This is a genomic window from Candidatus Deferrimicrobiaceae bacterium, assembly GCA_035256765.1.
Classification (GTDB): Bacteria; Desulfobacterota; Deferrimicrobia; order Deferrimicrobiales; family Deferrimicrobiaceae; genus CSP1-8.
On record DATEXR010000172.1, the window covers coordinates 1 to 14,208 of the forward strand.

A 14,208-nucleotide genomic window follows, 5' to 3' on the forward strand; every position below is an offset into this window, starting at 1 on the left:
CTCGTAGTGGTTCGTGCAGTTGCCGAAGCCGCACTCCTGCATCGCCTGGATCATCGCCAGGACCCTTTCCTTGGCTTCCACCCTTCCCTGGGGAAGGGCGGCCAGCTGCGAAACCTTGGCGCCCGTGAAGAGCATCGCCGCGCCGTTCGGGCAGGCCGCCACGCAGGCGCCGCATCCGATGCACTCGGCGGCGTCCATCGAGTATTCGGCATCGGGCTTGGGGATGGGGATCGCGTTGCCGTCGGGAGCGCCGCCGGTGTGGGTGGAGATGTACCCTCCCGCCTGGATGATCGTGTCGAGGGCGCCCCGGTCCACCAACAGGTCTTTCAGGATGGGGAACGCCCGGGCGCGCCACGGCTCGATGTAGATCGTGTCGCCGTCCTTGAACTTGCGCATGTGGAGCTGGCAGACGGTGGTCCGCTCCTGCCCGCCATGAGCCATGCCGTTGATGACCTGCGAGCAGACCCCGCAGATCCCCTCCCGGCAGTCGTGGTCGAAGACGATCGGCTCCTTTCCCTCCCGGATGAGGTCCTCGTTCACGACGTCGAGCATCTCGAGAAACGAGTGGTGCTCGGTGATGTTTCTGGCGGTGTAGGTTTCGAACCGGCCGGGTTCGTTCGGACCTTTCTGTCGCCAGACGATCAGCTTGAGGGTCATCGTTTTATGTTCGTTCTGTCCGCTCATTATTTATAGCTCCTTACCGCGAGTTTGACTTCCTTGAACTCCAGCGGTTCCTTGTGGAGTTCGGGCTCGCTGTCGACCCCCTTGAACTCCCACGCGGCCGAATAGCAGTAGTTTTTATCGTCGCGCTTCGCCTCTCCGTCCTCGTACTGGTATTCCACGCGGAAGTGGCCGCCGCACGACTCGTTGCGGTGGAGGGCGTCGCGGCAGAGCAGCTCGGCGAACTCGAGGAAGTCCGCCGTGCGTCCCGCGTTCTCCAGCTGCTGGTTGATCTCCCCGCCGTTGCCGGTCACCCTCAGGTTCCCCCAGAACTCCTCCCGGATTGCGGGGATCTTCATGATGGCCTCGGTGAGCCCCTCCTTGCTGCGGCCCATCCCGACGTTGTTCCACATGAGGGTGCCGAGCTCGCGCATCAATTCCGTGACCGTCCGCCGGCCGTTGATGGAGAGGAGCTTCTTGGTTGAGGCCTTGACGTCCTCGATCGACTTCCGGCATTCCGCGTGGTCTTCCTTCGCCTTCCCCGGCTTGGTCTGTGCCAGGTAATGGGCGATGGTGTAGGGGATGACGAAGTACCCGTCGGCCAGGCCCTGCATGAGTGCGCTGGCGCCGAGTCGGTTCGCCCCGTGGACGGAGAAATTCGCCTCGCCCAGCACGAAGAGGCCCGGGATGTTGCTCATCAGGTTGTAGTCGACCCACAAACCGCCCATGGCGTAGTGGGGTGCCGGATAGATCCGCATCGGCACCTGGTAGCCGTTTTCTCCGGTGATTCGCTCGTACATCTCGAAGAGGTTTCCGTACCGCTCGCGGATCGTCTCCTCGCCGAGGCGGCCGATCGGGTCGCGGAAGTCGAGATAGACCCCTCGCCCGCCCGGGCCTACGCCGCGGCCTTCGTCGCACTGTTCCTTCGCCGCCCGGGAGGAGATGTCGCGGGGCGCCAGGTTCCCGAAGCTCGGGTATTTCCGCTCCAGGTAGTAGTCGCGGTCCTCCTCGGGGATCTCATGGGGTGGTCGTTTGTCGGTCTCCTTCTTGGGTACCCAGATCCGGCCGTCGTTTCGGAGCGACTCGGACATCAGGGTCAGCTTCGACTGATAGTCCCCCGACTGGGGGATGCAGGTGGGATGGATCTGGGTGTAGCAGGGGTTGGCGAAGAAGGCGCCTTTCTTGTAGGCCTTCCAGGCGGCGGTGACGCTGGCTCCCATCGCCATCGTGGAGAGGTAGAAGACGTTTGCGTAGCCGCCCGTGCACAAAAGGGCCGCGTCGCCCACATGGGTCCGGATCTCGCCGGTGACAAGGTCGCGGACCGTGATTCCCTTCGCCTCCCCGTCCACCACCACCAGGTCGAGCATCTCGGTCCGGGGGAACATCTTCACCGTCCCCGCCTTGATCTGGCGGGAGAGGGCCGAGTAGGCGCCCAGCAGGAGCTGCTGCCCCGTCTGCCCGCGTGCGTAGAAGGTCCGGGACACCTGGGCGCCGCCGAAGGAGCGGTTGTCCAGGTGGCCCCCGTAGTCGCGTGCGAAGGGCACCCCCTGGGCGACGCACTGATCGATGATGTTGCTGCTCACCTGGGCGAGCCGCCACACGTCCGCCTCGCGCGACCGGAAGTCGCCCCCCTTGACGGTGTCATAGAAGAGGCGGTAGATGCTGTCGCCGTCGTTCGGATAGTTCTTGGCGGCGTTGATCCCGCCCTGCGCCGCGATGCTGTGGGCGCGGCGTGGGCTGTCCTGGTAGCAGAAGGCCTCCACGTTGTACCCCAGCTCTCCCAGGGACGCCGCGGCGGAGGCGCCCGCCAGCCCCGTTCCGACCACCAGGATCTTGTACTTGCGCTTGTTCGCCGGGTTCACCAGCTTCATGTCGAAGCGGTGCTTGTCCCACGTCTTTTCGATCGGTCCTGTCGGACTTTTTCCGTCGAGGTTCACTGTGGACCCCCTATTTGGTCAAAAAACCGACGAGTATGAGGATGGGAATGGCGCTGTATCCCAGGAGGAACAGCGCCGAGAGCACCTTGCCGAGCGCGGTGAACCGCGGCAGGGTCCGCTCGTTGTTCCACCCGAGGGTCTGGAAGAAGCTCTGGATCCCGTGCTGCAGGTGAAGGAAGAGGACCACCATGGCTCCCACGTAGAGCAGGGCGATCGCCGTGTGGCGGAAGCTGGCGATGACCATGGAGTAGACGTCACCCGGCCGCTTGGCGACCGCCTCGGGAATGATGTCGGGCGTGACGCGGACGGTGAACTGCAGGAGGTGATAGACGATGAACCCGAGCAGGATGGCGCCCGTCCAGATCATCGTCTCGCCCGAGAAGGTGGCTTTGAGCTTCCGGTTGACGGCGTATTTGCCAGGGTTCGCCGCCCAGTTTTCGAGGGTCAACAGCACGCCGAAGATGAGGTGGATCCCGAGCATGGCCAGCATGAAGCCCCGGAACGCCCAGACCAGCGGCCCCAGGCTATGGAGCTTCTCGGCATAGGTGTTGAGCGCGTTCGGGCCGAAGAAGATGGTGGAGTTTCCCAGCAGATGGACGATGACGAAGAAGAGCATGAAAAGCCCGCTCACCGCCATCAGGATCTTTCTGCCTACGGTATGGGTGAGTATCTGCATGGCACCGTCCCTTTTTCGTGATTTTTCCGCTTGCATCGATTCCGGCGATTCGGGAACGCATCTCCGGCGGGAACCGGGGGCGCCCGCCCATCCCAGGTCGTCTTCATGCTCTTCTCCTTGGAGAATCGGGTTTTCCCGTCAATGGAAGGCCGCAAGTGATTGAATTCGACCCTTCGGTATTCTGTATACCGACAGAGCATAGGCCGAATGCGAGGACGATGTCAATCTTGTCCAGGCGCCGGATCCTGTTCATCCCCCCGCCGTCCGTCGTCAGAGGCGGGGGATGGTCCATTCGGGAAGGCGTTGACTCCCGGCTGGATCCCTGGTATGTTTCCCACATACCTAAATCCGACTAGACATGCCCCCCGACAACCGACGGCATTTTTCCTTCCGTGAGGGAGAAAATTTTTGCCCACGGGGGGGGAAGAGGTGACGATGAAAAAGATCTCACGCGTACTTCTGGCTGCGGCGTTCCTGTGGGTTTTTCTCGCGCTCCTCGCGACGGGCATGGCCAAAATCACGAGTACCGCAACCTCCCGCGGTTATTCCTGGGTCTCCAAGGAGAAACTTCGGTCGCTGGCCCAGTATCACGGGACGGAAGCCCTGAAGATCACGGAACTTGACGTTTCCATCTGGCGCGCCGGGGAGTGGATCCCCGTGCTGAAAAACAAGAAGATCTGATCCCTTCCGAATACCCCGTCCCGACCGCATCCCACTTCACGGGGAACCTTCCCCGCTCTTTTTCCCGAAAAACCGATTCTTGCCGCATCCGCCATGCCGGGAGCGGCCCTGCAGGGGGGCGCTCCCCCTGGGCGCTCCCCCTTTCCTTGGGGCGCCCCTGTTGGTACCATTGAGGATGGAAGCCGGCAGGTTTCCATCAAACGGAAAACCGAGAGGACAAGAACCCGGTGCGAACGAGGGGGGAGCGGATACCAGGTACGGCGATCGTGCTTCTTGTCGCGGCTCATCTTCTGATTCCGCACCTTGGATTCCTGCCGATCGCGGCGGCGGCGGGCCGGATCGTTCCGGCGGCGGACGGGGGGGGCGGGGAAACCGACGTCCCGCCCGACATCGGGCCGATCTACCCCGGCTGCGAGGCGGTCGCGAGGGGCGGGACGGAACTTTTCCGGTGTCTGACGGCAGCGGCGGGGGGGGGAAATTCCCTCGCCCAGGCCAATCTCGGGGCCGTCTACGAGAGGGGGGTCGGCGTCGCCCGGAACATGACGGAGGCGATGAACTGGTACCGCAAGGCGGCGGACCAGGGGAGCCCGGAAGGGCAGGCGAGCCTGGGGAGGGTGTACGCGTTCGATCTGCGGGAATATTCCGAGGCGTTGCACTGGTACCGCAAGGCGGCGGAGCAGGGGAACGCGAATGCCCAGTACGGGATCGGCGTACTCTACGCCAGCGGGCTCGGTGTGACGCGCGACTACGCGGAGGCGTTGCAATGGTACCGCAAGGCGGCGGAACAGGGCAATCCGAATGCGCAGCACAGTCTGGGGAGGGCGTACGCCTACGGTTTCCGGATGCCCCGGGACGAGAAAGAGGCGACGAAGTGGTACCGCCTGGCGGCGGAACAGGGGCATCGCGGGGCCTATGACTGGCTCGCGGAGGCGGCGAAACGGGGAGTGGCCGAGGCGCAGCATGCCCTGGGAACGATGTATGCCTCCGGACGGGGCGTGCCCCGCAGCGATCCGGAGGCGCTGAAATGGTTCCGGAAGGCGGCGGAAAACGGACATCGGGAATCGGAAATCACCCTCGGGACCCGTTATGCCAAGGGGATCGGGATGCCGCAGGACCCCGCCGAGGCGGCGAGGTGGTACAGGAAAGCGGCGGAGCAGGGGGATGTGGAGTCGCAGCACGACCTCGCGATGGCCTATCGGACCGGCGAGGGAGTCGCGCAGGACCACGCCGAGGCGGCGAAGTGGTTCCGCATGGCGGCGGAACAAGGGGATGTCGGGTCGCAATACTTGCTCGCCGGGATGTACGTCGACGGCCAGGGAGTTCCGCAGAACCAGGCCGAGGGGGCGAAATGGTTCCGGAAGGCCGCCGAGCAGGGGTATCTGGCGGCGCAGAGGGACCTCGGATGGATGTACGCGAGCGGCGAGGGGATCCCGCAGGACCACGCGGAAGCGGCAAAGTGGTTCCGGAAGGCCGCGGAACAGGGGGATGCAAAGGCGCAGAACAACCTCGGCGTGATGTACGCCCAGGGGTTGGGCGTTCCGCTGGATTACGCGGAGGCGGCGAAGTGGTTCCGGAAGGCGGCTGACCAGGGGGACGGAAAAGGAAGGGAGAACCTGGAAAGGGTCAAGTCTCTCCTCGAAAGCCAGCGGAAGTGACCGGCCATGATATCGGCCGGGGTTGGATCCTCGATGAAGCGCGGCGGGACTCCCCCGCCGCGGAAAGGAGACGGCCATGGCGGTACCCCTCGCGGTTCCTGCCGACCGGTTTGCCCGGACAAGCCTGCGTCTTCTTCCGATCCTTCTCGGCGGCTATCGGCCGCGTGACTTCGCCGTCCGTTTGTGGGACGGGACGATCTGGGGACCCGGGGAGGGGCAGCCGGCCCGGTTCACCCTCGTCCTCCGTCGCCCCGGGGCGTTCCGCAGGATGTTCCTCCCGCCGACGGAACTTTCCCTCGGCGATGCCTATATTCACGGCGACTACGATATCGAGGGGGATTTCGAGTCCGCCTTCTCGCTGGGAGACTACATCACCGGGATGCGCATGGGATCCGCCGATTGGATCCGCTGCGCCCCGAAGCTCATTGCGCTCCCTTCCGATGATCGTCCCCCTTCCGGGAGACGTGCGGTTCGATTGACGGGGCCGCGCCATTCCCGTGCCCGCGACCGGGAGGCCGTTCGATTCCACTACGAACTGTCCAATGATTTCTTCTCCCTCTGGCTGGACCGCCGGATGGTCTATTCGACCGCGTATTTTTCCGACCCGGGGGAGGATCTCGACACGGCGCAGGAGCGGAAGCTCGAATACATCTGCCGGAAGCTGCGCCTTCGTCCCGGCGAACGGCTGCTGGATATCGGATGCGGATGGGGAGGACTGGTCATCTATGCCGCGAAAACCCGCGACGTGAAGGCCGTCGGCATCACTCTCAGCCGGCCCCAGGCGGAACTGGCCGGACAGCGGATCCGCGAGGAAGGGCTGGAAGACCGGTGCCGCGTGGAGGTCATTGATTACCGTGAGGTCGAAGATCCGTCGGGGTATGACAAGATCGCCAGCATCGGGATGTTCGAACATGTCGGGGAGAGTCGCCTGGAGGAATATTTCGGCCGGGCGTGGCGACTGCTTCGCCCGGGGGGGGTGTTCCTGAACCACGGAATCACCTCGGGCGCGGGTGGTTCCACCCGCCGCGGCCCATCCTTCATCGACCGGTACGTTTTCCCGGACAGCGATCTTGTTCCCATCGCCACAACGCTGCGCGTCGCCGAGAGGTGCGGTTTCGAGGTCCGGGACGTGGAGAGCCTGCGCGAGCATTATATCCTCACGCTCCGGCATTGGGTTCGACGCCTGGAGGATAATTACGGGAGGGTGCGGCAGACCGTCGACGAGGTGATGTTCCGCACATGGCGGCTATACCTGTGGGGCTCTGCCTACTGGTTCCGGATTGGACGGAACAATGTCTATCAGGCGCTTCTGGTCAAGCCCGACGGGGGCAGAAGCGGGATGCCGTTGACCCGGACGGACTGGTATTCCTAGTGTGGGCGGGGACACTCCTCTCCCGCATCCCGGAGATGAATCAGGAGATGTCCCCGTATTTTTCTCCTTCGGCATCGACAATACGGCGACGCCGGCGCTCAGGTCCAGGCGTTGCTCGGCGGCAAACGTCCGCGACGGGATGAGACGGCGCCCGTCCTCGGCCGCCAGCCACGCGTCCACGGACCCGCTGTCCCAGAACGGAGTCAGCAGCCCCCTCGGGTCCACGGATCGAGGGTTTCCTCAAGAGCGAAACCGACCGGATCTTTCCCGTATAATTAGGGTAATCGGCGGGAGCAACCTTCGCAAGGAAGGGGTGCATTCCCCCCCGGCCCGATTCCGATCCGCGGAGGGCCGTTGTTGACGGAAGGAAAGCGATGCGTTACAAGGAAATATCCGCAATGGGAAAACCGAAAATTCCATCCCTCCCCCTGACTTCCGCGATTCTCGCGATTTTCCTTTTTTGCCCGACGGTTATCCCTGCGGGGGAAAAGGACCCCAAGCCCAGACAGCCGGCATGGGTGGAACCGGGCGTCGATCGGCCCGGCTCGGACTTCAAGATTCTTTGGCTTCGGGGGGGACCCGAAGCGTGTCTGGAAGCTTGCGCCCAGAATCCCCTCTGTAAATCCTATACGTATGTCCGGGAGGGGGTTGCGGGGCGTATGGAGGGGTGCTGGTTGAAAGATGACGTCCCCCCGCCCGTCGAGGACGGATGCTGCGTCTCCGGCATGAAGACGGGCGAGGCGGTTTCCCACGTCGTTCAAAAGCCCGTTCTTCCTCGTGTGGAGGCGCCGAAACCGCCCAAAAAACCCGAACCGCCACGCGAGAAGATTCCCGAAATCGGTAGCGGGAAGCGGGAAGCAGCGGGGATGAATTTCGCCGCCGCCATTCCCAGGACCGGCGATGCGGGGAGGGTCGTTCTTCCCGCCGCGCCCGCTCCTCCCGCGGCGGAGACCGGGGCGGGCAGGAGGGAGGCGGCGGGAATGGACTTTTCGGCGGCGCCGTTTCCGGCGACAGGCCGGTCGGTTGCATGGCGAGGCGCGGCGGAAGCTCCCGCGACAGGGACGGGCAGAAGGGGAATCGGGGGGGTCCACTATGAGGCCTCCCCCCCCTCCGGCAGGAAACCCGTCCCGGGGGTACAGAGGACCGGGGCGGGAACGAGGAAGATCACCGGGGTCGATATCACGGCGGTTCCGCCACCACGATAATGCAGGGAGGACCTATGAACCGAGCAGGCGTTACGGTAACAACCCTGATTACCACCCTCTTCCTCCTGTCCGCGTCCTTTATCGCGGCGGCCGAGGAGACGCGCGGGCCCACGGGACTTCCTTCCTACATCAAGTCGCCTTCGGACAGGCCTCCCCCGGCGGGGATCGAACCGGTGATCGTCGCGCCTGACCGCACGCCCAACGATCTGCTGGCCTCGATTTCCCGGAACGATTCGGTGCTGGTCATCAGCGGGAAGGTGAACCTGGGGGGGAGAGACTACTTCTACGCGTACCCGAAGTTCCGGGCGGGATCCCTGTACGGAGCGATGAAGGCGTGCCGGAAGGAGTACCTGATGAGGCCCCAGTACAAGGCCACGGAGTCGGTAGGGTACACCATGCTGGTGGTTCTCAAGGATACCGGGACGAATCCGGATTGCTGGGCCCAGTTCCGGAACCTGGGCGGGGTAGACGTAAGCTGCGATCAGATCCTGGTGAAGATTACGGAAAAGGACGAGCCCGTCGCATGGGACAACCCCGACTCCTCCTACTCCAACTCCTATGATCTCCGGTCGCTGAATCTTGGGCCCGTCGCTCCGAGGTGAGTCGAAGGCGGGGAACGCTATCCGCGATGCCGGACGGTGCACAAGCCGTCCCTACGGAAAGTGGTCGACGTCGAGAGGAAGTTTCCCTCGAACGCGCCCGACGATCTTCCCCCGATCCGGGTGATCGAGGAATGGACCTTTCCCGAATACGGAGAACGGATCGGACCCCGCCTGGTTGCGATGATGAAGAAAAACCCCGCGCCGATGGTCATACCGAAAGTCCTCCGGTCGTGGAACATTTTCCCGGATTAGAGAAAAGCGCGATCCGGGATACCGTTCCTCCGGGCGCTATGATTCTGTCTTGGGTTTTGTAATAAATAAATATAGATAGATAATTAGCAATACCACAATCAATATATAAGCAAATGATTGCTATCTATATGATAACATTCTGAACTATATTTCCATTAAGCGAATAAAAAGGAAATCATATGAAAATACAATAGGTTATGTCTGGGCGGGGCCGGTGATAACACGCAAGGATTATCCGGTTGGTTTTCTTGAATAATGTAGTATCTTGCAAAATAATTTCCTATCCATCATATTCTTCCGAAGGCGGTCTTGTCGTATAATAGGTCAAGCCGTAGCAACCTCCAAGATCTCCGGTAACCTCAACAGGAAAGGACGTGGATAGCGGATCCATTGCTTCTTCGCAGGACGCTATCAGCAGTTTTTTCGGCACCAGAGCCGTAACAGGGGAGCCAGCATGCGGGAGAGGAACGGATACAGGTACGTCATCAAGGTGTTCGAGGCCCAATGGGACCAGCATCATGATGAATCGGTCAAGCCGTTTTTCGAACAATTGAAGCGGGACACGGAAGAGACCTATGCACGAAAGAACGGTTATAAACAAAAACGCCCCGGACACGACGCCCTTTTCAGCTACACCGTATTCCAGAACGCGCAAGGGCTCAAAGACGCCCTGTCCCGGTACGACCCGGGTGTGGACAACCGGGCCAAGATCGCCTATATCGCTGCCCACGGGAAGCGGAAGTCGATCAGCGCGGTGAAGGATATCAGCAGGACCAAGCTCAAGAACATCGTCGCGCCCCTCACCAGCTATGACGGAATCTTTTTCGGCGCGTGCGACTTCGCGAACCGGGAGACGGCCCGCGTTCTCCTCGACGGTTCCCCTTATATCAAATGGATCGCCGGATACGAGAACTGGGTGCCGTGGCTGGAGGGAATGTTGTGCGACCTGATGTTCTTCCGCCTGCTTCTGAGCGGACGGTTCGTGCGGCCGCATACCAACGCGAGATGGACCCCGATCAGCCGGCCGGAAGATGTCGCCCAGAAAATGTACGAACTCCACCTCCCCACCCGCGACCTCCGGTTTACCATGTATTACCGGACGCGGGACGGGATAAGCTCCACCCTGGAGGAGCAGGTGGGGAAGGAGTGAGGGAGTTTTTTTACGCGAGAAAAACCCGATGAAATTTGCGATGAAATTTGCGTTGACAGAAACCCGGGAACTCTCTACGCTCATTCCACACAGCCGGATGAGGAACATATTCCGTTAACCGTTATGCTTTCCCCTCACGGAGGGGCCGGCATGCCGATTTTTTTCCCATGCACGACACTTCGCCTGGCGCCGCCTGAGGCCGGCTCCGCAAGATTCTTCACCGGAAACGCAAGGGCGGTTCTGTTTTTTCATCGCACCGCCGACCCCCGGGGATTTCGTCCAGGGCCATGCGGGAAACGGAGGGGGACCTGTCCTGCATCTTACGGGGAAAGGAGGTGATGCAGGGAGGAACAAAGGAAATCGGAAAGGGAAGATCGTTTGTCCGGAAAGGAACGGATCGAAACCAAACGTATGGAAGGGGATGGGAACATGAAAAAAGTCTTCATAGCGGGGATTGCCATTTTGCTCTGCCTCGGCCTGGCGGGTAGCGTCCTTGCCGAGAGCGCAACCAAAGACGAATGCATCGCGAAGACCAAGGAAGCGGCGAAGTTGATCAACGAGAAGGGGCTCGACGCCGGGATAGCGGAGATCAACAAGAAAGACGGCAAGTTCGTGTGGAAGGACTCCTATGTCTTTGTCGTGGACTTCGACGGGATGGTGCTTGCCCACCCGACTCTGGTCGGGAAGAACGTTATTGACATAAAGGACAAGGCGGAGGACCCGGCGAAGGCGAAATACCTCTTCAAAGAGTTCACTGAAACGGCCAAGAGCAAGGGGGAAGGCTGGGTCGGCTACATGTGGGCCAACCCCGGCGACCCGAAGCCCCGGAAGAAGATCAGCTATATTTTCCGTGTGCCTGGAAAGAACGTTTACACCGCCGCCGGGATCTGGGAGTAGACTCGGAGGAACAGGAATATACGAATAAAGGATGTGGCGGGGCCGGCTCACGGAGGCCGGCCTCGCCCATCCTCTGCGATACGTCCAGGTGTCTGATCGGAACGTGAAATCGTCGACGATAGGCCGCATTCCCCCCCTTCCGGTGCGAAATCCCAGGAAATTATTCCTATCTTGTTGTTCACTCCTGTCATTCATGGGGAATAATTATCCTTACCGTACTATCCCGAACGATGAGTCGAGTCGGGTTTCGGCGAACTCATCGCCCGGTTTCCCTCTGCGGCCGCCCGGGGATGGGGTTTGCCCCGCACGGACTAACCGGACCGCGGGAGAACCGGATCGACGAACCGGCCGGCGTCGACGTCGAACAGTCCCCTGTCCCCGATCTTCAGACGGGGGACCACCAGGAGACTCAGGAAAGACATCGTCATGAACGGCCGGTTCAGCCCGCAGCCGGCCTCACGGGTTTTCGCGTGGAGGAGGGAAAGTCGGGCACACACCTCTTCGGGACGCTCCGTACTCATCAATCCCCCGAGTTTCAGGGGAAGAAGGAGGGAGGAACCGGCTTCGGCGTAACAGAGCCCGCCGGATTCCCGGATGAGGGTGTTTGCCGCACCGGCCATATCCGCCGGATCGGCTCCGACGACGATGATGTTGTGGGAATCATGGGCGATGCTCGAGGCGATCGCCCCTTTTTTCAACCCGAAGCCCCGGACGAAACCCGTCATTACCGGGGCGTCGCGGTACCGGTTCACCACGGAAACGGGGAGAATGTCGCGGACCCGGTCGGGGGCCACACAGCCCTCCTCCACCTTCAGGGTGGCCGTTTCGCTGCCGGTGACGATCTCGTTCGGGATCAGATCGATCACGCGGGCGGTTACGGAGGGGCCCTGCGCCGGGACGGCGAAGTCGCCCGACCTCTTCGGCGTTACGGATATCGGATTGCCCCCCGGCGTCGGGCGTGCCGAGAAGGCGGGGCGCCCTCCCTCGGCGACCCGCCTGCCGCCGATATAGACCTCTTCGACGGAAAACCCGGAAAGATCGCGGACCTTGACGATGTCCGCCATGCGGCCGGGTTCGATGACTCCCAGGGGGAGGCGGTAGTGCCCTGCGGGGGTCATGGTCACGGCCCGGACGGCGCGAATCGGATCGATCCCGAGAAAGACGGCCCGGGCGAGCAGTCCGTCCAGATGGTTCCGGACGAGGTCGGGGGCGATCATGTCGTCGGAGACCAGGCAGAAATCGTGCTCTTTCGCGAAGGGGGCGAGGGCGGCGAGGTTTTTCGCCACCGACCCCTCCCGGACCAGGATGCGCATGCCGAGGGCGTGCTTCTCGAGGGCCTCACCGGCGCTCGTGCACTCGTGTTCGGTGGAGATCCCGAGGGCCACGTACCTTCGGAGGTCCTCCCCGGCGAGCATCGGACAATGGCCGTCGACCGGCTTCCCCGCGATTTTTGCCGCACGGATCTTCGCCAACACGTCGGGGTCGGAATTCACCGCCCCCCGGTAATTCATCACCTCGCCGAGAGCCACGACGTCTTTTTCCCGGAGCATCGCCTCCACGTCCGCGGGGCCGAGGAAACCCCCGCCGGTCTCGAACGAAGTGGCGGGGACGCAGGAAGGCGCGGTGAAAAAGACCCGGAGGGGAACCGTCGCGGCGTCCTCCCTCAGGAGGGAGATTCCGGCGATCCCCATGACGTTGGCGATTTCGTGCGGGTCGGTGATGACGGCGGTCGTCCCGTGCGGGACGACCGCCTCGGCGAAACGCGAGGGGCAGAGCAGGGAGGAATCGATGTGAATGTGGGCGTCGAGGAAGCCGGGAAGGAGGAATCCGGAAAAGGATCCGGCGAACGGTTCCACCTTCGTGATTCGGCCGTTTTCGTGGACCACCTTGCCGGGAAAGATTCTTCCCGCCGCCACGTCGACGATGTTCCCCTCGATCGCCCGGGCCACGCTCCGGTCACCCTCTGTCGGACTTTGGGTCTTTCCGCAACTGTGAGAAAATGACGTACTCGCACACGGCCCCTGGTATCAGGGTATCGCAAACCGGGGGAAAAATGCGAAGCCGGGAGGGGAGGGGAACACGATGATTCCGGAAAATCCGCCGGTTCTCATTCCCGAGAGAGAGGTCCGGCGTCGGGTCGAGGAGATGGCCCGTGAGGTGTCCGCGGATTACGAAGGCGTGGAGGACCTGATCCTGGTAGGCGTCCTGCGGGGGTGCTTCATCTTTCTCGCCGACCTCTCCCGGCTCCTCACCATTCCCAGACGGATCGATTTCATGGCTTTTGCCGCTTACGGGAATGACGCGTCACCGTCCGGAGCCGTGCGCCTCATCATGGATATGCGGACGAACATCGAGGGGAAGCACGTTCTGATCGTCGAGGACATCGTCGACACGGGGAATACGCTCGAATACCTCCTCCAGATCCTGCACGCGCGCAAGCCGGTCTCCCTGAAAACCTGCGCGCTGTTGCGGAAGCCCGCGCAACTCAAGAAGGACGTGAGGATCGATTATCTCGGGTTCGACATCCCCGATCGGTGGGTCGTGGGATACGGGCTGGACTACGCGGATCGGCATCGCGCGCTTCCCTACATCGGCGTCATCGAGGCGGATTGATTTCTTTGCTCGCCCCGGAGCAGACTCCTTCCTTCGGTACGGGAATCCGCTTTGACAATGGGGGGGAAACGGACAGATCAAGGAAAGGGGATTTCCCGATGCACGAGGAGGATCGGAAAGCGAACGGGGGGCCGAGGAAGGAGACATTCTCGGACCTGCTGGAAAGCAGCCTCGGGGAGCCGCCCGGGAGGGAACCCGGAGAAAAAGTGACGGCCAGGATCATCTCCATCACCTCGGAGTGGGTCTTTCTCGATCTGGGCGGGAAAGGGGAAGGGTGCCTGGAGAAAAAGGAGTTCCAGGACGAGTCGGGGGGGCTGACGGTAAAAGAAGGGGATACGATCCTGGCCTATTTCCTGTCCGCGGAAAACAACGAATTGCGATTCACCACGAAGATCGGAGGCGGCGCAGTCGGACGGGCGCAGCTGGAAGACGCGTGGCGAAGCGAAATCCCGGTGGAAGGAACCGTGGAGAGGGAGATCAAGGGCGGATTCGAGGTGCGGCTGGGGGG

General features: G+C 62.2%; 14 protein-coding genes. 10 read left to right on the forward strand and 4 right to left on the reverse strand.

What is annotated here, in order from left to right:
* The 3 genes from VJ307_05920 to VJ307_05930 form a co-directional block, all read right to left on the reverse strand.
* A partial coding sequence (locus tag VJ307_05920) for a succinate dehydrogenase/fumarate reductase iron-sulfur subunit (protein ID HJX73676.1) occupies positions 1-684 on the reverse strand: 684 nt, incomplete at its 3' end.
* Positions 684-2,597: a fumarate reductase/succinate dehydrogenase flavoprotein subunit gene (locus VJ307_05925; protein HJX73677.1), complete on the reverse strand. Its 1,914-nt coding sequence runs from the start codon at positions 2,595-2,597 to the stop codon at positions 684-686. The genes VJ307_05925 and VJ307_05920, both read right to left, overlap by 1 nt.
* Positions 2,598-2,607: 10 nt before the next feature.
* Positions 2,608-3,273: a succinate dehydrogenase cytochrome b subunit gene (locus tag VJ307_05930; protein HJX73678.1), complete on the reverse strand. Its 666-nt coding sequence runs from the start codon at positions 3,271-3,273 to the stop codon at positions 2,608-2,610.
* A 408-nt stretch (positions 3,274-3,681) separates the two neighbouring features.
* Here VJ307_05930 and VJ307_05935 point away from each other — a divergent pair, with 408 nt between their 5' ends.
* From VJ307_05935 to VJ307_05970, 8 genes are all read left to right on the forward strand, one after another.
* Positions 3,682-3,954 carry a hypothetical protein gene (locus VJ307_05935; GenBank protein ID HJX73679.1) on the forward strand — a complete coding sequence of 91 codons (273 nt, stop codon included), beginning with the start codon at positions 3,682-3,684 and terminating at the stop codon, positions 3,952-3,954.
* 227 nt (positions 3,955-4,181) lie between these two features.
* Entirely contained in the window at positions 4,182-5,609 is a 1,428-nt protein-coding gene (locus VJ307_05940; GenBank protein HJX73680.1) for a tetratricopeptide repeat protein, read from the forward strand.
* Between the two features lie 76 nt (positions 5,610-5,685).
* Complete coding sequence (locus VJ307_05945) at positions 5,686-6,981, forward strand: cyclopropane-fatty-acyl-phospholipid synthase family protein (protein HJX73681.1); 1,296 nt, start codon at positions 5,686-5,688, stop codon at positions 6,979-6,981.
* 674 nt (positions 6,982-7,655) lie between these two features.
* The gene (locus tag VJ307_05950; GenBank protein HJX73682.1) at positions 7,656-8,186 is read left to right on the forward strand and encodes a hypothetical protein; all 531 of its coding nucleotides are present in this window, start codon (positions 7,656-7,658) and stop codon (positions 8,184-8,186) included.
* A 14-nt stretch (positions 8,187-8,200) separates the two neighbouring features.
* Positions 8,201-8,788: a hypothetical protein gene (locus VJ307_05955; GenBank protein HJX73683.1), complete on the forward strand. Its 588-nt coding sequence runs from the start codon at positions 8,201-8,203 to the stop codon at positions 8,786-8,788.
* A gap of 36 nt (positions 8,789-8,824) precedes the next feature.
* Positions 8,825-9,040: a hypothetical protein gene (locus VJ307_05960; GenBank protein ID HJX73684.1), complete on the forward strand. Its 216-nt coding sequence runs from the start codon at positions 8,825-8,827 to the stop codon at positions 9,038-9,040.
* A gap of 454 nt (positions 9,041-9,494) precedes the next feature.
* On the forward strand, positions 9,495-10,190 hold the full coding sequence (locus VJ307_05965; protein HJX73685.1) for a hypothetical protein: 696 nt from the start codon (positions 9,495-9,497) through the stop codon (positions 10,188-10,190).
* A gap of 429 nt (positions 10,191-10,619) precedes the next feature.
* Positions 10,620-11,087, forward strand: a complete 468-nt coding sequence (locus VJ307_05970; GenBank protein ID HJX73686.1) for a cache domain-containing protein — start codon at positions 10,620-10,622, stop codon at positions 11,085-11,087.
* 311 nt (positions 11,088-11,398) lie between these two features.
* Here VJ307_05970 and ade read toward each other — a convergent pair whose 3' ends face one another.
* Positions 11,399-13,036, reverse strand: coding sequence for an adenine deaminase (gene ade, locus VJ307_05975; GenBank protein HJX73687.1), 1,638 nt, complete (start codon positions 13,034-13,036; stop codon positions 11,399-11,401).
* A 133-nt stretch (positions 13,037-13,169) separates the two neighbouring features.
* On the opposite strand from ade, the gene hpt reads away from it, so the two are divergent.
* Both hpt and VJ307_05985 read left to right on the forward strand, forming a co-directional pair.
* On the forward strand, positions 13,170-13,700 hold the full coding sequence (gene hpt, locus VJ307_05980) for a hypoxanthine phosphoribosyltransferase (protein ID HJX73688.1): 531 nt from the start codon (positions 13,170-13,172) through the stop codon (positions 13,698-13,700).
* 98 nt (positions 13,701-13,798) lie between these two features.
* A partial coding sequence (locus VJ307_05985; protein ID HJX73689.1) for a S1 RNA-binding domain-containing protein occupies positions 13,799-14,208 on the forward strand: 410 nt, incomplete at its 3' end.

What these genes read in the sequence shown, in the direction of transcription:
- VJ307_05930 (HJX73678.1), bottom strand. Translation starts at nt 3,273, where the DNA reads ATGCAGATACTCACCCATACCGTAGGCAGAAAGATCCTGATGGCGGTG.
- VJ307_05945 (HJX73681.1), top strand. Translation starts at nt 5,686, where the DNA reads ATGGCGGTACCCCTCGCGGTTCCTGCCGACCGGTTTGCCCGGACAAGC.
- VJ307_05955 (HJX73683.1), top strand. Translation starts at nt 8,201, where the DNA reads ATGAACCGAGCAGGCGTTACGGTAACAACCCTGATTACCACCCTCTTC.
- VJ307_05965 (HJX73685.1), top strand. Translation starts at nt 9,495, where the DNA reads ATGCGGGAGAGGAACGGATACAGGTACGTCATCAAGGTGTTCGAGGCC.
- VJ307_05970 (HJX73686.1), top strand. Translation starts at nt 10,620, where the DNA reads ATGAAAAAAGTCTTCATAGCGGGGATTGCCATTTTGCTCTGCCTCGGC.
- hpt (HJX73688.1), top strand. Translation starts at nt 13,170, where the DNA reads ATGATTCCGGAAAATCCGCCGGTTCTCATTCCCGAGAGAGAGGTCCGG.